The 18,885-nt window shown below is 54.3% G+C and carries 17 protein-coding genes; 11 read left to right on the top strand and 6 right to left on the bottom strand.

Annotation, left to right across the window (positions count from 1 at the left end; translation table 11 throughout):
• Positions 1–32: 32 nt before the first annotated feature.
• The 4 genes from JT31_RS18465 (at position 33) to JT31_RS18480 (ending at position 6,081) form a co-directional block, all read left to right on the top strand.
• Entirely contained in the window at positions 33–1,640 is a 1,608-nt protein-coding gene (locus JT31_RS18465) for an urea amidolyase family protein (RefSeq protein WP_038480513.1), read from the top strand.
• Complete coding sequence (locus JT31_RS18470) at positions 1,621–3,351, top strand: acetyl/propionyl/methylcrotonyl-CoA carboxylase subunit alpha (RefSeq protein ID WP_038480515.1); 1,731 nt, start codon at positions 1,621–1,623, stop codon at positions 3,349–3,351. Before JT31_RS18465 ends, JT31_RS18470 begins: the two co-directional genes overlap by 20 nt.
• A 95-nt stretch (positions 3,352–3,446) precedes the next feature.
• Positions 3,447–4,433: a Fic family protein gene (locus JT31_RS18475; protein ID WP_038480518.1), complete on the top strand. Its 987-nt coding sequence runs from the start codon at positions 3,447–3,449 to the stop codon at positions 4,431–4,433.
• Positions 4,434–4,599: 166 nt separating this feature from the next.
• Positions 4,600–6,081: an APC family permease gene (locus JT31_RS18480; protein ID WP_038480521.1), complete on the top strand. Its 1,482-nt coding sequence runs from the start codon at positions 4,600–4,602 to the stop codon at positions 6,079–6,081.
• A gap of 61 nt (positions 6,082–6,142) precedes the next feature.
• On the opposite strand, the gene JT31_RS18485 is transcribed toward JT31_RS18480, so the two are convergent.
• Positions 6,143–6,850, bottom strand: a complete 708-nt coding sequence (locus JT31_RS18485) for a cache domain-containing protein (protein WP_038480524.1) — start codon at positions 6,848–6,850, stop codon at positions 6,143–6,145.
• Between the two features lie 27 nt (positions 6,851–6,877).
• Positions 6,878–7,597: a FadR/GntR family transcriptional regulator gene (locus JT31_RS18490; protein WP_038480527.1), complete on the bottom strand. Its 720-nt coding sequence runs from the start codon at positions 7,595–7,597 to the stop codon at positions 6,878–6,880.
• Between the two features lie 236 nt (positions 7,598–7,833).
• On the opposite strand from JT31_RS18490, the gene JT31_RS18495 reads away from it, so the two are divergent.
• The 5 genes from JT31_RS18495 (at position 7,834) to JT31_RS18515 (ending at position 13,833) form a co-directional block, all read left to right on the top strand.
• On the top strand, positions 7,834–9,261 hold the full coding sequence (locus JT31_RS18495) for a gamma-aminobutyraldehyde dehydrogenase (protein ID WP_038480530.1): 1,428 nt from the start codon (positions 7,834–7,836) through the stop codon (positions 9,259–9,261).
• 11 nt (positions 9,262–9,272) lie between these two features.
• Complete coding sequence (locus JT31_RS18500; RefSeq protein WP_038480532.1) at positions 9,273–9,746, top strand: ester cyclase; 474 nt, start codon at positions 9,273–9,275, stop codon at positions 9,744–9,746.
• 157 nt (positions 9,747–9,903) lie between these two features.
• A complete protein-coding gene (locus JT31_RS18505) occupies positions 9,904–11,808 on the top strand; it encodes an NAD(P)-binding protein (protein ID WP_038480535.1) in 1,905 nt (634 codons plus the stop codon).
• Between the two features lie 7 nt (positions 11,809–11,815).
• Entirely contained in the window at positions 11,816–13,018 is a 1,203-nt protein-coding gene (locus tag JT31_RS18510) for a cytochrome c (protein WP_038480538.1), read from the top strand.
• 116 nt (positions 13,019–13,134) lie between these two features.
• Positions 13,135–13,833 carry an RluA family pseudouridine synthase gene (locus JT31_RS18515; protein ID WP_038480541.1) on the top strand — a complete coding sequence of 233 codons (699 nt, stop codon included), beginning with the start codon at positions 13,135–13,137 and terminating at the stop codon, positions 13,831–13,833.
• Between the two features lie 24 nt (positions 13,834–13,857).
• Here the strand turns inward: JT31_RS18515 and JT31_RS18520 are convergent, their stop codons facing one another.
• Together JT31_RS18520 and JT31_RS18525 are read right to left on the bottom strand one after the other, a co-directional pair.
• Positions 13,858–14,103 carry a DUF2543 family protein gene (locus JT31_RS18520; RefSeq protein ID WP_038480544.1) on the bottom strand — a complete coding sequence of 82 codons (246 nt, stop codon included), beginning with the start codon at positions 14,101–14,103 and terminating at the stop codon, positions 13,858–13,860.
• Positions 14,104–14,235: 132 nt separating this feature from the next.
• Complete coding sequence (locus tag JT31_RS18525; RefSeq protein ID WP_038480547.1) at positions 14,236–15,144, bottom strand: LysR family transcriptional regulator; 909 nt, start codon at positions 15,142–15,144, stop codon at positions 14,236–14,238.
• Positions 15,145–15,248: 104 nt separating this feature from the next.
• Between JT31_RS18525 and JT31_RS18530 the strand changes: the two genes are divergently transcribed.
• Positions 15,249–16,439 carry an MFS transporter gene (locus tag JT31_RS18530; RefSeq protein ID WP_038480550.1) on the top strand — a complete coding sequence of 397 codons (1,191 nt, stop codon included), beginning with the start codon at positions 15,249–15,251 and terminating at the stop codon, positions 16,437–16,439.
• A 221-nt stretch (positions 16,440–16,660) separates the two neighbouring features.
• A complete protein-coding gene (locus tag JT31_RS23300; protein ID WP_071842988.1) occupies positions 16,661–16,888 on the top strand; it encodes a hypothetical protein in 228 nt (75 codons plus the stop codon).
• Between the two features lie 689 nt (positions 16,889–17,577).
• Here the strand turns inward: JT31_RS23300 and JT31_RS18540 are convergent.
• Together JT31_RS18540 and JT31_RS18545 are read right to left on the bottom strand one after the other, a co-directional pair.
• Positions 17,578–17,928: a hypothetical protein gene (locus JT31_RS18540; protein WP_038480553.1), complete on the bottom strand. Its 351-nt coding sequence runs from the start codon at positions 17,926–17,928 to the stop codon at positions 17,578–17,580.
• 145 nt (positions 17,929–18,073) lie between these two features.
• A complete protein-coding gene (locus JT31_RS18545; RefSeq protein WP_038480556.1) occupies positions 18,074–18,613 on the bottom strand; it encodes a DUF2058 domain-containing protein in 540 nt (179 codons plus the stop codon).
• Positions 18,614–18,885: the final 272 nt, after the last annotated feature.

Raw genomic sequence — 18,885 nt, forward strand, 5'->3', positions numbered from 1 at the left:
GGAGTGTTTATGTCGATGTTAGGGGAAATAACGTGAGATTCTTAGCCGTTAATCTCAGCAGTTTTTTGGTGGAACTCAGTTCGCTCGACGAAACGCTGGCGCTTTTTGATTCCCTGAGCGCCGCGCCTGAAAAAGGCATCGAAGAGATTATTCCTGCCGCCCGCACCCTGCTGGTCCGTTTTTGCCCGCGAGAAACCAGCCTGGCGCCGCTGGCCGAAAAAATAGCACGTCATTCTTTGACCCAACGCGCAGCGCGCAGCAGCCAGCAGGTCACGATCCCGGTTCATTACAATGGCGAAGATTTACCCGCTTTGGCTGAACTGCTGGGCATTGAGGTACAGGCTTTGATTCGCCGCCATCAGGAATCCGTGTGGAACGTCGCGTTTACCGGTTTTGCGCCCGGTTTCGCCTACATGGTTTCTGATGCCGGGGGCTGGCAAACGCCGCGCCGCAGCACGCCACGCACCCGTATTCCTGCGGGTTCCGTTGCGCTGGCCGGTGAGTTTAGCGGTATCTATCCGCAGGCCAGCCCCGGCGGCTGGCAGCTTATTGGCCAGACCGGGCTGAAAATGTGGGATCTCTCTCGCGAACAGCCCGCGCTGCTGATGCCTGGCGCGCAGGTTAACTTTATCGACGCGGCGAAAAGCACCAAAACCGTCTCGCTGCCCGCGCGCGTTCTCCCGCAAAGCCTTCCTGAAGGCGCTGGCGCAACGTTGACGGTGCTGGCTACCGGGCTGCAAACGCTGTGGCAGGATAATGGCCGGGTAGGAAAGGCCGGTATGGGGCTTTCCGAGTCCGGGGCGATGGACAAATCCGCGCTGCATGCGGCAAACCGTATTGTGGGCAATCCGGGCAACTCGCCGTGTCTTGAAATTACGCAGGGCGGCTTCCGCGCCAGGGTGACGGGCGATGTGGTCATCAGCGTGACCGGGGCGCAGTGCCCGCTGACGCTGCGTACGGCGCAGGGCGAGCGTTATGCGGTGGACGGCTATCGGCCGCTAAACCTGGTGACCGGAGACGAGATTCACTTTGGGGCTCCAGCCCGAGGTTTACGCAGCTACCTCGCCGTTCGCGGCGGGTTTATCGTGCCGCAGAGCCTGGGCAGCGCAGCGCGCGACAGCCTGGCGCAGGTTGGCCCTGAACCGCTGGGCGTGGGCGATATTTTAGCGACCGGGGCGCATTCAAATCCTGGCCCGGTACAGCTCGCTGAGCTCCCCGCGTCGCCGTTACCCATGCCAGAAGACACCGTTACGCTGGATATCGTGCTCGGGCCGCGTACCGACTGGTTTACCGCTCAGGCGGTTGAACTGCTGACGGCACAGCGCTGGCGGGTGACGCCGCAATCGAACCGCATTGGCTTACGCCTGGCCGGGGAACAGCCCCTGGCACGCAGCCAGCCTCAGGAGCTGCCGAGCGAAGGCACCTGCAGCGGCTCCATCCAGGTTCCCGCCAGCGGGCAGCCCGTTTTGTTTCTGCACGACCATCCGCTCACCGGCGGGTATCCGGTGATTGCCGCCGTGGCTGAATATCACCTCGACCTGGCCGGGCAAATCCCGCCGGGCGCCTCGATTCGCTTCAACGTTATCCGACCTTTTTTGGAAATAGCAGGGAGTAAAACCAGTGACCACCGCGACGCATAAAGTTCTGATCGCCAACCGGGGCGAAATTGCCGTCCGCATTATTCGTGCCTGCCGTGATTACGGCGTAGAGGCCGTGGCGGTTTACTCTGATGCAGACGCCGATGCGCTTCACGTTCGCATGGCCGATGAAGCCTGGGCATTGCCCGGTATTCAGTCCAGCGAAACCTATTTAAATATTCCGCTGTTGGTGGATATTGCTCGCCGCAGCGGAGCTAGCATGGTTCACCCCGGCTACGGTTTCCTCTCTGAGAGGGCCGAGTTTACCCGGGCGGTACAGGCAGCCGGGCTTATCTGGATTGGCCCAGAGCCGGAGACAATTGAAAAGCTGGGGGACAAAGTTCAGGCCCGCAAAATTGCCCTGCAGGTGGGTGCCCCACTGGTAAAAGGCACGGCCGATCCGGTTAGCAGCGGTGCCGAAGTTGTCGATTTTGCCTCGACGTATGGCCTGCCGGTGGCGATTAAAGCCGCATTTGGCGGCGGCGGACGAGGGCTGAAGGTGGCCTGGCAGCTTGACGAGGTCGAAGAGCTTTACCAGTCGGCGACGCGCGAGGCGTTAAGCGCCTTTGGCCGCGGCGAATGTTACGTCGAGCAGTATCTCGACTGCCCACGGCACATTGAAGCGCAGGTGATTGCCGACAAACACGGCAACGTGGTGGTGCTCGGCACCCGCGACTGTTCGCTGCAGCGCCGCAACCAGAAGCTGGTAGAAGAAGCACCCGCGCCGTTTATCAGCGAATCGCAGAGACAGGAAATCCATAACGCCGCGCGCGATATCTGTGCCCACGCGGGCTACGTTGGCGCGGGCACCGTTGAGTTCTTACTCAGCCGCGACGGAAAATTGTCATTCCTTGAGGTCAATACCCGCCTGCAGGTAGAGCATCCGGTTACCGAAGAGACGACCGGGATTGATATCGTCGTGGAGCAACTCCGTATAGCCGAAGGTTTGCCGCTGAGCATTCAGGCCACGCCGGTTCCACGCGGTCACTCGTTTGAGTTCCGCATTAATGCCGAAGATGCCGGTAAAGGCTATTTGCCTACGCCGGGCAAGATTAGCATATTCCGTGCACCATCCGGCGCGGGTATTCGCCTCGACAGCGGCGTGGAGGCCGGGTCTTCAGTGCCGGGCAGCTACGACTCTTTGATGGCGAAACTGATCGTCACCGGCAGCACCCGCGATCAGGCCATTGCCCGCGCCCGCCGGGCCCTGCGTGAATTCGAGATTGACGGCGTGGCTTCCGTGCTGCCGTTCCATCGCGCCGTGATGGACGATCCTGATTTCACCGAAAATTTTGCCGTGCACACCCGCTGGATTGAAACGGATTTTGCCGGGCGCATTGCGTTTGCTCCGCGCCAGGTGCCAGTTGCCGATGAAGTTCTGACGCGCAGCTGGATAGAGCTGGACGGGCGTCGAGTGCAGCTGGGGCTGCCAGCAAGCCTGTTTGGCGGCCTTGCGCTGTCGAATATGGGCCGTGCCCCGCAGGCGATACCTGAAATCATCAATGAAGCCGCCATCGAAGCGCCGATTTCCGGCGTGCTTCACGGCTGGCTGAAAGACGAAGGGGCGGCCGTCGAGCAGGGCGAGGTTATTGGCGTGATGGAAGCCATGAAAATGGAGGTTCAGGTGGTGGCGCACCGCAGCGGCAGACTCAAGCGAGGCGTCGAAAAAGGCGTTTCTCTTGAGGCCGGCCAGCCTCTCGGTGAAATTGGCTAAAATCTAAGGCGGGCCCGAACCCGCCTTTTTCTCTGCTGGTATGTCGGTGTAAATGTCGGTATAAATGTCGGAGAAACTTTCCCCGGAGTAAACCGATGAAGCCCTACCATCCTCCCTTTTCTCTGACTTCCTCTATTCTCAGCCGCACGATTGAAATTGGGGAGCTGCTTGGGCAGTGGTCATCGAATGCCCAACGAACCTCTCCGCTGTTACGCAAAGAAAACCGTATCCGCACTATTCAGGCTTCTCTGGCAATAGAGCACAACAGCTTATCTGCCCAACAGGTGACGGCGATTATGGAGGGCAAGCGGGTCCTGGCCCCGGCAAAAGATATTCAGGAAGTCCGCAACGCCATTCTCGCCTATGAGGCGCTTTCCGGCTGGCAAAGTGGCAATGTTGACAATCTATTGTCAGCGCATCGGGTGCTGATGCTGGGTCTGGTCGATATACCTGGCCAGCTTCGCAGCGGCGATGTAGGCGTTTACAGGGAGGGGAGGCTGATACATATGGCCCCGCCGGCAAGCCAGGTGGGCCGGCTGATGAATCAGCTGTGTGACTGGCTTCATGGCACAGATCTCCACCCGCTGGTTGCCAGTTCTGTCTTCCATTATGAGTTTGAGTTTATCCATCCTTTCAGCGACGGCAACGGACGAATGGGGCGGCTTTGGCAGACGCTGATCCTGAGTGAGTGGCGAGCCGAGCTTGCCTGGCTGCCGGTTGAGACGCTAATTCACGACCGCCAGGAAGCCTATTATCGGGTGCTCAGAGAGTGTGACCGCCAGAGCGACTGCACGGCTTTTGTGGAGTTTATGCTGGATATGCTGAAGATTGCACTGCAAGAAGGCGTGGCCCATAGCCGGCTGGAGGAAGAGCCAGCCCCATTTTTTGCCAGACGGTTGAACGCAACGGCCGGGCAAATCCTGAATTTAATTGTGGCAGAACCGTCGATAACCATAGCCCGACTGGCGGAGGTCACCGGCTTAACCAGCCGCACCATAGAGCGTAATCTCAAAACGCTTCAGCAAGACGGGCGGCTGGAGCGTATAGGCGCTGCACGGAATGGCTACTGGCTAGCGAAATGAAGCGACATTTTTCAAGGATGTGACATCATCACCACCTTTATGTGATTAACAATAAGATAACATTATATCTAACAAAATTGTGACAAAGCACAATATACATATAACTTAATATGTTTTATAAAATGTAGCCATTGCCTGCAACTATGCCCCCTAAAGAGAAAGACATATGGAACAGACATCTGCTACAAAAAGTATCGACACGCAGCCGGAGAAGGGCCAGCAGTTCAACCGCTCCATCGGCCTGGTGTCCAACTTTGCGCTTGGTTTTACCTATCTCTCGCCGCTCACCGCGGTTTATTCCCTGTTTGCGCTGGCGATAACGCTCGCCGGGCCGCCGGCCATCTGGTGGATCCTGATTGCCGCCTGCGGGCAGCTGCTGGTGGCCCTGGTGTTTGGCGAGGTGGCTTCGCAATACCCGATAACCGGCGGGCTTTATCCGTGGGCCAGAAGGCTGTGGGGCAAAAAATATGCCTGGATTGCGGCGTGGATTTACCTCTGGGCGCTGGTGGTTACCATTACCTCCATCGTCGAATACACCTCGACCTTCGTTGCCTCGCTGTTCCACTATGGCGACACGCCGCTGGCGATGTTGCTGACCTCCGTGGTGCTGCTGACTATCATGATGGGCGTGAACATGTCCGGGACAAAAAACCTGGCGAGGGTCGCCCGCTTCGGCTTCTGGTGCGAAATCATCAGCGTGATCGCGCTCGGGATCTATCTGCTGATTTTCCACCGTAACCAGCCGTTCTCCGTGGTGTTCGACGCCATGGGCGCGCTGGCGAAAGACGGCAGCTACGGCACGGCGTTTATGTCGGCGTCGCTGATGGGGCTGTTTATGTTCTTCGGCTTCGAAGCCTGCGGCAACGTGGCGGAGGAGGTCAAAAATCCAGGACGTAAGATCCCGGTGGCGATGATCCTCAGCATTGTCTTCGGCGCGATCTCCGCCGTGATCTCTATCCTCGGCTACCTGCTGTCATCCCCGGATTTGATGAATATCGTTAACGGCAAAATTGCCGATCCGATCCCGGCGATTCTCAATGACGCGCTGGGCGAGAAGGGCGCAACCGTGTTTATCGTGATTGCCATCGTGGCGATGCTGTCCTGCATTCTGTCTCTTCAGGCCGCGCTGAGCCGCCTGATCTTCTCGTTCTCCCGCGACAAAATGCTGCCGGGCAGCGAGTGGATGGCGAAGATCTCGAAGCACAGCGTGCCGGACAACGCGATGCTGATAAGCTGCCTGCTGCCGATGGTGATTTGCGTCTGGGTTTACTTCCAGCCGGATAACCTGGCCAGAATCACCGCGTTTGCGGTTATCGGCATCTACGTTTCGTTCCAGATGGTGATTCTTGCCGCGCTGCGCCAGCGGCTCAAAGGCTGGAAGCCTGCGGGAGAATGGACGCTGGGGGCGTGGGGCATGCTGGTGAACGTGCTGGCGCTGGCCTACGGTATTGGCGGCATTTGGCTGCTGGCCCAGCCTGCCGACAGCGCAACCTTTATTGACCGCTGGACGGTGCTGATTGGCCTGGCTTTGGTCATCGGCTCGGGGCTGGTCTATATGTCGATAGCCAGGCCGTTCGGCCACTCTGATGCGCCAGAAAATGACGCCATTGAATACGCTAAACGGCTAAATCTTTCTCGCGAATATTAATAAAAAAGGGCCCTCGGGCCCTTTTCGTTGGGATGCATTTTATCCACAGAGTTTAAGGGCCTTAAGGCCCATTTTTAATCAACTCATATAACGTGCAGTATTCTGTTTTATAAACTTCAACCGCCCCGGCGGCATTCAGTAATTCACCTACGCGATATTTAGGATAAGTGGAGAAAATAATCCGCTGATCTAAATTAGTCAGGACAACTTTGTGGTTATTAAACAGCGGAAGTAATTCTTCTTCTACTTCACTGACCAGCACGTCAATCGCGGCGACGCCGATAAAACGCTGATGAAAATAGACAGGCATGGCTGACGTCAGGGTATAAGACGTATTGCAGACGTAGTCGACGTAGGGGCCGTGAATATAGGCCTTGCCGTTTTCCTGCGCATCTTTAAACCACTCGAAGGTCCTGAAATCCAGACGCTGCTGGGTGGCCTGATCCAGGTCCAGGTTAACCTTTTTCACGCCGTCGGCTTTTTTGTACCACCACTCCAGCAGCCAGTATTCTTTTTCGTCGTGGCTACCCGCTATATGGCTGGCAAAGCCTGAACCTGAGCAGTAGGGCGTCAGGTTGAGCGTCTCTTTGATGTGTTCCTGAATGGATCTTTTTACCGCAGGATCCAGCAGCAGCTTATGGTCGTCGCCCTGGAACTCCCCCAGCGCGGCCTCAACCTGCCCGGCAAGGGCAATGGTCGCCTCGATGGTGGTGCTAATAATGTCGTCAATTTTACGGGTAAATGGGATGAGGGTTGCAGGTACATTCATAGTGATGCCCGTGTTGTTGTGTTGGTTTTATTTATATTTTAATTTGCTTTCAATGAGGTAGAAGGTAAAGGTGTCGATAAGCTGCGTGGCTAACCGCACCGCCTCCTGCTCGCGGTGGCTTTCCAGTGCCGCAATCAATTCGGTATAAACATCAATCACTTCCCGGTGAATGGCGTCATCGCGATAAAGAATGGCCACCAGCGAAGCCCATTCGGCCTGCAGCAGCAGCTCCTGGTTGGCGAGCCTCGCTGACTGAGAGCTGGCGGAGAGCGCCAGCAGGCAGCGCATATCGGCCTGCGTTTTTAGTTCCGGCGTGCTGGCAGACTTCAGCTCCTCAATAAATTCTCGCAGGCGGGTGATATCCGCCCCGGTCATTCTTCTGGAGGCAAGCTTTGCGCTGTGGCTTATTATCGCGCAGTGCATTTCGCCGAGGTCAGAAATATAGTCGGAGCTGATAGCCTTAAAAGGGTGAAGCGGGGTATGAAATTCACCGCTATTTTCACAAACAAAGCTGCCGCCATTTCGCCCACGAACCGTGTGGATTAAATTGTTGGCGCGCAGCGTATTTAAGGCTTCGCGTATCGTAATGTGGGAAACGCCCATCATTTTGGCAAGATCGGCCTCATTTGGAAGCTGTTCATTTGCCTCAAGCAAACCAGTAATAATTGCATTTGAAAGCCGCTGCACAATTTGATCGGATCGACTTGCCTGTCCTATAGGTGCGAATATTACTGCGTGAGTAATCATAGTGCTCTCTGATTAAAATTCCCTGAATCAACGGTTATTGATAGCACAGCCCGGGCCTTTAAGAAAGGGAGCGGCAGGCTACCAGAATCGGAGGTTTTCCCGCCGCTTCAACGGTTCGTATGTAAAAACATTGTTAAATTGTGGGGTCGATCATGTTGCTGTGAAGTGTGGATTGAAAAGCTATCAGTCAAAAGATATTACATAATATTGTTTATGTTTAATCTGAGGAGAAGGCGATGCAAACCCTGAAGCATTTCATCAACGGGCGGTACGTGGCGGGCCAGCAAAACACGCTGTTTGATTTGATAAGCCCGGTCAACGGTGAGGTTTATGCCCAATCGCCTGACGGCGGCACGGAAGAGGTTAATCAGGCTTACGCGGCGGCAAAGACGGCGTTCGCCGTATGGAAGCATTCTCTGCCGTCCGAGCGGCAGCGCGCGTTACTGAAGCTTGCCGACGAAATTGAACGTAACGCAGCGCGCATTGTGGAGGTGCAAAGCCAGGAAACGGGCCAGCTGAAACACTTTATCGAGCGCGATGAAATCGCCGCCTCCTGCGACGCCATCCGTTTCTTCGCCGGCGCGGCTCGCTGCCTAGAAGGGAAAGCCTCCGGGGAATATGCGGCCGGGTTTACCTCCACTATTCGCCGTGAGCCGCTGGGCATCGTCGGGCAGGTCACGCCGTGGAACTACCCGTTTATGATGGCGGTGTGGAAAATCGCCCCCGCGCTTGCGGCGGGCAATACCGTGGTGCTTAAGCCGAGCGATACCACGCCCATCAGCACCCTGATGCTCGCCGAAATTGCCGCGCCATTATTCCCGCAGGGCGCGTTTAACGTGGTGCTGGGCAAAGCGGGAACGGGCTCGCTGGTGGTATCCAACCCGGAAGCCTCGCTGGTGTCGATTACCGGCTCCGTTCGCGCCGGGCTGCAGGTGGCCGCTTCCGCCGCCGCCAACCTGACCAAAGCGCACCTCGAATTAGGCGGCAAAGCGCCGGTGGTGGTGTTTGCCGATGCGGACATGAACAAAGCGGTGGAGGTGATTACCGCCGCAGGCTTCTCGAATGCGGGGCAGGACTGCACCGCGGCCACGCGTATTATCGTGGAAGCCTCCGCCTATGACGCCTTTCTCGAAAAGCTGATTCAGAAAACCAAATCAATCACCTTCGGCGAACCGGACGACAGCCAGGCCCTGTACGGCGCGCTGAACAGCCGCAACCAGCTGGAGCAGGTGACGGGCTTTATTGAGCGGCTTCCGGCTCATGCAAAAATTGAAACCGGTGGCAAAAAGGGCGCAGGCCCTGGCTTCTACTTTGAGCCGACGATTATTTCCGGGCTGAAGCAGCGCGACGAGGCCATTCAGCACGAGGTCTTTGGCCCGGTGATGACCATCCAGTCTTTCAGCAGCGAAGAAGAGGCGCTCAGTAGAGCTAACGATGTGGAATATGGCCTGGCGGCGAGCGTCTGGACCAGCAGCCACAGCCGGGCGCAGCGCTTCAGCACCCGCCTCGATTTTGGCACCGTGTGGATCAACAACCATATCCCGCTGTGTGCGGAAATGCCCCACGGCGGCTTTAAAAAGTCCGGCTACGGCAAAGACCTTTCCTCCTATTCGCTCGACGAATACACCCGCCTCAAACACATCATGTGCGATATCACTGAATAAGGATTTTTGAGATGAAAATAATCAATGCCGCTGCGCTGTCGCTGGTTCTGTTCTCAACCCTGGCGCTGGCCGAAAGCTCTCCGCTCACGGTGGTGAAAAACTACATGGCCGCGTGGAACGCCCATCAAGCCGGGCAGGCGGCGGAATACCTCGCCAGCGACATGGTGTATTACGACGCGGCGGTCGGCACGCCGGTGGAAGGGAAAGAAAAAGCGGAAAAAGAGGTGATTGGCGCGTTTATTAAAGCGGTGCCGGACCTGCACTGGCAGATGACCAGCGAGCCGGTTTACAACAAAGACACCATCGCTTTCCGCTGGACGTTCAGCGGCACCAACAGCGGCGAATGGAGCGGCAGCCCGGCGACCAACAACCCGATCAAGTTTGAAGGCGTGAGCTTTATCAAAGTCAGCCACGGCAAAATCAGCTGGCAGGGCGACTACTACGACTCGAAAAAACTCGACGAAGAGTTGAAGCCGCGCCAATAGCTGACTGCGCGCCGCTGCCGGTAGGCCTGCGGCGTTCAGGCCCCCCGTTACCAGAAATGACACCAGCGTTAACAGGCTTATCGCGTAGCGAAGCGGCAGGGAGTTTGTTATCATTTGGTGAATAATATGTCTAAAAGACTGATAAAAAAGGTTATCTATGTCTATTACCCGACGTGACTTTCTTAACGGGATGGCAATTGCAATTGTCTCTGGTTTAACGCCTCTGGAACTGGTGAGGGCCACCGGCAAAGCGCCCGGCAGCGCCGTTATCAATGCAGATTACTATCCGCCGGGCCTGACCGGGCTGCGCGGCAACCACCCCGGCTCGTTCGAAATGGCGCATGCCCTTGGCCGCGAGCACGAAAAATTCGACTTCGGCAAATTGCCAGCGGAAGAAGAGTACGATCTGGTGATTGTCGGCGGCGGTATCAGCGGCCTGGCGGCAGCCTGCTTCTGGCAGGAAAAAATGGGCAAGGAGGCAAAAATTCTTGTCCTCGACAACCATGACGACTTCGGCGGGCACGCCAAGCGCAACCAGTTTAACGTTGGCGGTAAAACCCTGCTTGGCTACGGCGGCAGCGAGTCATTCCAGTCGCCCAACAGCAACTTCAGCCCGGTGGTTCAAGGCCTGATGGACTCCCTGGGCGTTAGCATCACGCGCATGAAGAGCAGCTTTGACACGACCTTCTACCCGGACCAGCACCTGAGCCGCGGCGTGTTCTTCGATAAAAAGAACTTCGGCGAAACCAAAATCGTCAGCGGAGATCCTGGCCGCGCGGTGTCGGACGATATTCCGCCGGACAGGCTGAATGGCCGCAGCATCGAAGCCTTTATCAACGACTTCCCGCTGAGTGAAGCAGACCGCAAGGCGCTGCTGGATCTGCACGTCAACCCTGCCGATTACCTGCAGGGGATGACGGTCGAGCAGAAAACCGAATGGCTGGATAATCACAGCTACCATGAATTCCTCGAGAAGAAAGTCGGCTTAAGCAAAATGGCGCTGATGTACTTCCAGCAACGCACCAACGACTTCTTCGCCATTGGCATTGAAGGCGTGAGCTGCGGCGATGCGCGTGCCTGTGCGCTTCCGGGGATGGAGGCGATGGGCCTGCCGCCGCTGGATGGCGAGGCGCTGGCCGACCTTGAAGAGCCTTACACCTATCACTTCCCGGACGGCAACGCCGGGCTGACGCGGCTGATGGTTCGCAAGCTGATCCCTGAAGCGCTGCCGGGCAGCACGATGGAAGATTCCGTCACCGCCAGGCTGCACTATGAGCTGCTGGATCGCCCGGAAAACGGCACCCGCATTCGCCTCAACAGCAGCGTGATTAACGCCGCCAATGCCGATAACGGCGTGGTGGTGAGCTACATCAACAACCAGAGCGGCAAGCTGCACCGCGTGAAGAGCCGCAACGCCATCATGGCGGGCTACAACATGATGATCCCGTATATCGTGCCGGAGACGCCGGAGCAGCAGAAAGAAGATCTGCGCCTCAACGTGAAAGCGCCGCTGGTCTACACCAACGTGGTGGTCAACAACTGGCGTGCCTTTAAGAACACCGGCGTGCATGAATTCTATTCCCCGGCCGCGCCGTACAGCCGCGTGAAGCTCGACTATCCGGTAAGCATGGGCGATTACCATCACCCGCAGACGCCGGATGACCCTATGTGTATTCACATGGTTTACGTCCCGACTTATCCGGGCAGCAACATGTCTCCACGCGAGCAGTTCCGCCGGGGGCGTGCCTTCCTGCTCGGCTCCACTTTTGAAGCTCATGAGCAGATGATTCGTTCTCAGCTGCAGGAGATGCTGGGCCACACCGGTTTTGACCACGAGCGCGATATCGCGGCGATTACGGTCAACCGATGGGCGCACGGCTATGCCTATTACGCTAACTCCCTGAGCGATGATATGGAAAAGATGCCCGAGATTATCAACCGCGCTCGCCAGCCGATAGGCCGCATCACGATTGCTAACTCTGACTCCGACTGGAGTGCTTATGCTCATGCGGCGATTGACCAGGCATGGCGTGCGGTGAACGAACTTGTGGCGATGGGGTAACCAAAAAATGAAACGTATTTTAGCGGCTATCTCAATCCTCTTTTCTGCCAGCGGCTATGCTGCCGTTTCGCAGGGCGAGTACGTGGCGCGCGCGTCTGACTGCGTTGCCTGCCATACCGTGGACGGCGGCCAGGCGATGGCCGGAGGCAAGAAGTTTGCCACGCCGGTGGGTGATATTTACTCCACCAACATCACGCCGGACAAAACCCACGGCATCGGCGATTACAGCTACGAAGATTTCGAGAAGGCTGTTCGCCAGGGCATTGCCAAAGATGGCCACGTGCTTTACCCGGCGATGCCTTATCCTTCCTACGCCAAAATGACCGATGAGGACGTGAAGGCGCTGTACGACTACTTTATGAAGGACGTCGCCCCGGCGGCGACCGCCAATAAAGAGAACGACATTCCGCTGCTGCTGTCTGCCCGCTGGCCTCTGCGCGTGTGGAACGGCCTGTTCGTGGATGACGTAAAATCCGGCGGGGTGGTGGTTGAAGCCAGCGGGAATAACGCCGAGAAAATCAAGCGTGGGGCCTATCTGGTGCAGGGGCCAGGCCACTGTGGCGCTTGCCATACGCCGCGCGGCATGGCGATGCAGGAGAAAGGCTACGATGATTCCAGCCCGGAATTCCTGAGCGGGACGATGATCGACGGCTGGTATGCGCCTTCTCTGCGCGGCATGAATATGTCGACGCAGGAAGTGAAAGATCTGCTGAGCAAAGGCCGCAGCAAGCATCACGCTATTGCCGGGCCGATGGGCGAAGTGGTGACTCAAAGCACCCAGTACCTGACGGATGCCGACCTGGAAGCTATCGTGCTGTATATCGCCAACTTCAAGCCGCAAAAACCCGTGGCCATGCCGGTGAATGCCGCCGTGCTCGCTCAGCCATCTGACGGTAAAACGCTTTACATGCGCTATTGCTCAACCTGCCACAGCCCGGACGGGAAGGGCACCGACTATAACGTCCCTTCGCTGGTGGGCAACCCGGCGGTAATGGCAAAAGATCCGTCGTCGCTGATCCGCGTGATCGCCGACGGGGCACATACGCCGCAAACGCAGGGTACTATTCCGTTCATGATGCCAGGCTACAAAGGCGTGTTGTCGGATAAAGAGATGACCGACGTGGTGAACTACGTGCGTGGTTCCTGGGGCAACGGCGCGCCTGCGGCGACCGAAACTGAGGTGAAGAAGATTACCGGCGAAGGCAAATAGCGCCGTCAGATAAGCCGTAAACGGGGGCCTTTATGGCCCCAGTTTTGTTGCGCTAAATTCGCCTGATATCCTGAAATTCGCTATCATCCGCCTCCACTCTCCAGCCGGGCAGCCTGATGTCTACGATTATTGATACTTTTATTGCCCCGCCTTGCTTTGATGAGATAGACGTTCTTTATCAGGACGAGCATCTGGCGTTAATCAATAAACCCAGCGGGCTGCTGAGCCTTTCGGGGAAAAATCCTCAGAACCTCGACTCGGTACATCACCGGCTGGTGCAAATATTCCCCGGCTGCACGCTGGTGCATCGCCTGGATTTTGGCACCTCCGGGCTGATGGTTATTGCCCTTAATAAGGCGATTAATGCCGCGCTCTGTCAGCAGTTCAGCCAGCGTTCGGTTACAAAAGTGTATACCGCGCTGCTTTGCGGGCATCTGGAGAATGATGAAGGGATAATAGACGCGGCGATTGCCAAAGATCCGGCGCTGTTTCCGCTGATGTCGATTTGCTCCGTCAGCGGCAAGCCCGCTCGCTCGCGTTACAAGGTTATTGAGCGTTTTTATCGTGAGCTGGAGGATGGAACGCTGCTGCCGTTAACGAGGGTGCAGCTTGCGCCGGAAACCGGGCGTACCCATCAATTACGCATACACGCTCAATATCTGGGGCATCCTATTTTGGGCTGCGACCTGTATGGCGGCCTCGCACTGCCGGGCACCGAACGGGCACCACGGCTAATGCTTCACGCCAGCGAGCTGGATTTTGTTCACCCCATCAGCGGTGAGCCAATGGCCGCCCGTTGCGACAGCCCGTTCTGACGGGGAAACGCTTCGCGGCAGAAATTACTCGTTGCCCCACTGGTTCAGGAACTCGGCGATTTCGTCAATACGCTGTTCGGCAAGGCCAGCCTCAACGGCCATCTCGCCCTGTGCTTCTTCACTGATTTCCTCGTTGTTCATTAAGCGAGTGACCAGCAGTTGGAAATAGCGCGCCACGGCATCACGCTCATCCTCGGCAACGGGCTTAGCCGCCTCTGTCGAGTACTCGTCCGCGATGTCATAGTATTTCAGGTCGATTTCGTTATTCATGGTTATCTCTGGGTTTGTTAGCCTGGCCGGGATAATAACATTTTTGCGCGGAATTCTGCGCGTTAAGGCGTGACGGAAATACTCGCGGATAAGCCTGCGTCGGTACGTCCTCTCTCTAGCCCGCGATGTTGCTCAGGGCGTATTGCTCAATTTCTGCTGCATGAAATCGATGAGCGCTCTTGTTTTAGCGGGTAAGTAACGCCGGTCTGAATAAAGGGCGAACAGTTGCAATGGGGCTGCCGATTGTTCGAACTTCACCTCGATTAACCGCCCATCGCTGATATAGGGTTGGCAGGCCTGTTTCGCCAGAATTGCAAATCCGACACCTGCTATCGCCGCTCGTCCAGCCATCTCCCCGCTGTTAACCCGATAATGCCCATTAACCTTAATTGTCTCGAATTCCCCTTTGATATTTACAAACTGCCAGGGAGCACCTTTCAGCGCACTTACCGTTGTAATGCAGGGTAATTCTTCAAATTGCTGAATATGAGTGGGGGTGCCATAACGCTGAATGATGGAGGGGGCGGCAACAATGGTGCAAGGGATAGTCATCAGATGACGGGCTATATAGTCACTGTCGTCCATCTGACCACGGGTAATAATCACCGCTAAATCCAGGTCGTCTCGCAGGGATTCGAGGCCTGACAAATTTGTGACACAGCCGATCTCCAGCGCCGGGTAAAGACAGGCGAAATCGGCAATAACAGACCCCAGCAATGCAGGACCTATTTCATTGGGAATACAGATGCGTAATGGCCCCTTGAGCTGCATTTGCCGCAACGTTAATTCTGTCTCAGTTTGCTCAAGCGCCTCCAGTAATGGCTTCGCTCGGGTATAGAGCAGGTGCCCCGCCTGGGTGAGTTTCATGTGTCGGGTGCTGCGTTCAATAAGCTGAAGGTTCAGTTTTTCTTCTAGCTGAGAAATACAACGACTCACATTTGAGGCCGGCATCTCAAGGACTTTCGCTGCCCCCACAAAGCTTTCTCTTTCAACCACCGCGGTGAACACTTTCAGGGTATTAAAATCAAGAGCCGGACGCATCAATCATCCCATATTTGATAACAATGAATGCCATTTCTACCATATAATATATGTCATTGATAGCAGTTAAACTCAGGACATCTTATCTCCATAGGTTGCTTGCTATGCCACAGCCCACAAAAACGTTTAATCATAAATCCCTCATGCGGATAGCCATTGTCATGGCTTTTATCCAGTTCACTAATGCGCTGGAGTATATGGCGTTAACACCTGTTTTTGCTTTTATGGCCGACGGATTTTCGGTTCCTGTCTCATTTTCTGGCTATGTGTCTGGTATGTACACCCTGGGAGCTGTCCTTTCCGGAATTACGGCTTTTTATATGATCGACCGGTTCAATAAAAAACGATTCCTGGCCATGAATATGGTGCTGCTGGGAGCATTAACATTTTTGACCACGCTCACTAGTCACTTTGACACTCTACTCGCACTGCGATTTTTCGCAGGATTGGTTGGGGGTACGACAATGGGGGTGGGAATAAGCATTTTGATAAATTATGCTCCGGCTAACTTACGTGGAAAAATGCTGGCAACGGTGATTGCCTCATTTTCGATGGTGAGTATTGTTGGCATGCCAGCGGTATTATTTTTGTGCACGCACTATGGCTGGCAGACTGCGCTGTGGTTAATCAGTTCACTTTGCCTACTGTCTTTACCGTTGATAGTCTTTATTATTCCCAGGGATACGGTTCCAACAGGCGTGAAGAGGAAGCTATCTCTTGATTCTCAAACCTTATTTTTCGCCTCTTGCCCTGCAATAGTACAATTTAGCCCAATGCTGATTATTCCCATTCTGGTTCCATTAATGACCCAGCATATGGGAGCCCAACAAAATCTATTACCTTTATTGTTCTTAAGTGGAGGGATTGCAGGTTATCTGTCTACAAAAATAACAGGTGTCCTGACATCGCGTTTATCCGCAATGACGTTGGCAACAATTTCAACGCTGTTATTTGTGGCAAGCTTACTGATTCCTGCGATGGGATATCATAATGCAGTTCTGTTCATAACCTTATTTCTTGGGGCCTCATATAGCCGACTTGTTTCCGCTTCGTCGGTTGTGGTTCAGTATCCTGAGGATGACCAACGAGCCGGCTTTTCTTCACTACAGGCTGCAATGATGTCCCTGATAACAACGCTCGCCTTCTTCCTGTCTGCCTTATTGCTTCCTGAGCAGGGCATCACAGCGCAAAATATAAACAGACTATTGGTTGTTAGTGCATTAGCCGCCTCTGTATTTCCTGTTGTGGTGATCATACTTCAGAAGAAACTGGCTGAACGCACTTGTCCAGCCTGACTCCGTCATCATAGAAAGCTAAGAACGCCTGCCAGTAAAAATATCGCTTTAAAGTACATATCTATCCTTTTGATATTTAATTACTTTATTTTGAATGAAATTTTGTTTTCTCTCTCTCTGCCCTCAGACATAAATGTGCACACTTTTTCAGCTGAGACATCTGGTGTTCAAAATCCGCTCACGCTAGATTACTTTTCTGGCTCTCAAAGGTGGGTGATTAAATGAAAGTATTAAGTATCGTCGGCGCAACGTTGTTAGCGACATCATTCCATGCAGCAGCATTCGTTTCCAGTTCCTCTGTTCACCCCGAGCAGACCGCGAACACCAGCAATAACGCCTCCAATGGGCATGCCATTCCTTCGGAAGCCAACTACGACATCACCAAAATTATCCCCATCGCCGGGTGTAACTGCGCCTTTTGCACCGCACTGCGCGGCGCAAATTTATAGCCTTACTCCGCTTTTTTAGGCCGGTTTTCACAACGATAGCGGGCCTGAACCCGCTCGTTAACCTGTCAGTCATACCAGGGCTGGCGATCGCTGGTGGCAATCTCCATGCTGACAATCAGCTCTTCCGGCACGATGCGCGTCAACGACAGCTCCGGCAGGTCGTTAATGTCGAAGAAGCCTATATCGGTTGATTCGTGGCTAGATGAATAGCGGACTTACCCCCAGGCGCTCTGTCTCGCTGCTATAACGGCAATCAGCTCTGCCTGGGCACGAGGAGAACTTAATTGATGGATCATTTATCAGCACTCACGGTCAGTGACTTAGTTTCTTTTACGATCGTAATATTAATTGGTTTCTTCATATTCACCAGAAGGCGCAGGAATAATAAGGTCAGAGCCAAAGGTATTTTTATGTTCGCGCTGTTAGCCGTTATATCATTTTCGGAAGTATTCAATAGTATTTATACCACGTATTCTTACCGGCACAATCGTTTATACAATAATGATAGAATCACCACTATTTTTAATTACGACTTCGCGCACATTAGCTTTTATAGCATTCTTATGATTGTCGCGATTATTCTTTTGTTCAGGAGTGGCGCATTAGAAGAAACGTTTAATGGGGATATGATGGCAGCTGTGTTTAGAAGGGAAGAGGCTTTAATAGCCCCATATTAGTTAACAACTGGCTCACTCTACCTCAATGCATGTACTCATTTGGATGTTCGCCTGATAGGTGTCTAACATACCGTCAGGACTGACTCTGATATATTCTTCAGCCTGATTTGGCTCGGGGTTTAGCTCTTGCCAAATACCATTATCGATTTTCTTTGCATAATAAACTTGCGAACCAGCACGTTGTAAAGTCATTGCACCAGAGCGAGCATTAACTGCCGTGTAAAGATCGGGGGCTGGCTGAGGTGTACCAGTCAGCAGCCACGTACACGCATAATGTTTCTGGTAAGGAAAGTTGATTCCCGGTGCCGCAGTAACGGGTATTGTAGTTAAAATAAGAAGTGAGGCTAAAGATGTTAGTTTCATATTATCTCATTGCCGGTAAAAAATTTCTTATACCCACATCAGAACGCTAACCCGTTATTTCAATATAATTGCGAGAAAAATAACTGATGAGGGCTTACATTCCAGGCAGCCCAGTAACACCAGGCCACCTGAACTCAATAAATCCTTACCACATCAAATCGTCAGGCACGACGAAGTCCGCGTACGGATCGTCTTCGTCTTTTGCTTCCTGGGTAAGTTCGCTGCTCAACACAATGAAGCTGGCATCGCGCTGTTTAATTTTGTCGGCAACGCCTGCAGGGATGATCGCATATTCCCCTTCAGGGTTTTTATCCGACATCAGGCGGGCGATAGCCAGGCGGCCGTTAGTCAGCTGAGCCTGAGTGATTTTATCGACATAAACTTTTTTAATTAAGTTATTGTCCGTGAAGTTATAGCCGATATCGCCTCTTGATATCACGATACGGTTCATTTCAATCAGCTGTTTGATCTGCGCTTTATATTCTTTGGCTAAAGTGGCCTGCTTTTGCTGCTCGCTTAGCTCTTTGTCGCGCTCAACCTGAGCCTGCTTGTTGGCCTCAACGGCTTCTCTTGCCTCGCGGGCCTGAACGCGTGATTTCTTCGCGGTGCGCTGCACTTTGGCCACTTTTTTGCTGCTGACGAGGCCAGCTTTGAGCATCTGCTCTTGTAACGTAAGTTTTGTCATGTTCTTTTCGACGGCTGAGGGATCGTTGCAGGGATTATATCCTTAATGCTCCGGGTGATTCCAGGCTGAGGACGTGTAAAGCTTACGGTGTTGATTCTGCGAGGCTTATTTCATAAAGAATTTGTGGGAACGGGAGACAGGAGGAGCGAAATCTTATGTACTGATCGTCCCCCGCGGTTGAAAATTGATTCAGGGATTAATTTGCGCCTCTGCTTACATTGAATCGCTGCTCATATTCTTCCCGTTGAATACTATGCGCATGTAGAAAAGAG

Source organism: Cedecea neteri, from assembly GCF_000757825.1.
In the GTDB taxonomy this organism is placed as follows: domain Bacteria; phylum Pseudomonadota; class Gammaproteobacteria; order Enterobacterales; family Enterobacteriaceae; genus Cedecea; species Cedecea selenatireducens.

Excerpts from the sequence above, each read along its gene's own strand:
- JT31_RS18475 (WP_038480518.1), top strand. The coding sequence starts at position 3,447 with ATGAAGCCCTACCATCCTCCCTTTTCTCTGACTTCCTCTATTCTCAGC.
- JT31_RS18480 (WP_038480521.1), top strand. The coding sequence starts at position 4,600 with ATGGAACAGACATCTGCTACAAAAAGTATCGACACGCAGCCGGAGAAG.
- JT31_RS18485 (WP_038480524.1), bottom strand. The coding sequence starts at position 6,850 with ATGAATGTACCTGCAACCCTCATCCCATTTACCCGTAAAATTGACGAC.
- JT31_RS18490 (WP_038480527.1), bottom strand. The coding sequence starts at position 7,597 with ATGATTACTCACGCAGTAATATTCGCACCTATAGGACAGGCAAGTCGA.
- JT31_RS18495 (WP_038480530.1), top strand. The coding sequence starts at position 7,834 with ATGCAAACCCTGAAGCATTTCATCAACGGGCGGTACGTGGCGGGCCAG.
- JT31_RS18500 (WP_038480532.1), top strand. The coding sequence starts at position 9,273 with ATGAAAATAATCAATGCCGCTGCGCTGTCGCTGGTTCTGTTCTCAACC.
- JT31_RS18505 (WP_038480535.1), top strand. The coding sequence starts at position 9,904 with ATGTCTATTACCCGACGTGACTTTCTTAACGGGATGGCAATTGCAATT.
- JT31_RS18510 (WP_038480538.1), top strand. The coding sequence starts at position 11,816 with ATGAAACGTATTTTAGCGGCTATCTCAATCCTCTTTTCTGCCAGCGGC.
- JT31_RS18515 (WP_038480541.1), top strand. The coding sequence starts at position 13,135 with ATGTCTACGATTATTGATACTTTTATTGCCCCGCCTTGCTTTGATGAG.
- JT31_RS18520 (WP_038480544.1), bottom strand. The coding sequence starts at position 14,103 with ATGAATAACGAAATCGACCTGAAATACTATGACATCGCGGACGAGTAC.
- JT31_RS18525 (WP_038480547.1), bottom strand. The coding sequence starts at position 15,144 with ATGCGTCCGGCTCTTGATTTTAATACCCTGAAAGTGTTCACCGCGGTG.
- JT31_RS18530 (WP_038480550.1), top strand. The coding sequence starts at position 15,249 with ATGCCACAGCCCACAAAAACGTTTAATCATAAATCCCTCATGCGGATA.
- JT31_RS23300 (WP_071842988.1), top strand. The coding sequence starts at position 16,661 with ATGAAAGTATTAAGTATCGTCGGCGCAACGTTGTTAGCGACATCATTC.
- JT31_RS18540 (WP_038480553.1), bottom strand. The coding sequence starts at position 17,928 with ATGAAACTAACATCTTTAGCCTCACTTCTTATTTTAACTACAATACCC.
- JT31_RS18545 (WP_038480556.1), bottom strand. The coding sequence starts at position 18,613 with ATGACAAAACTTACGTTACAAGAGCAGATGCTCAAAGCTGGCCTCGTC.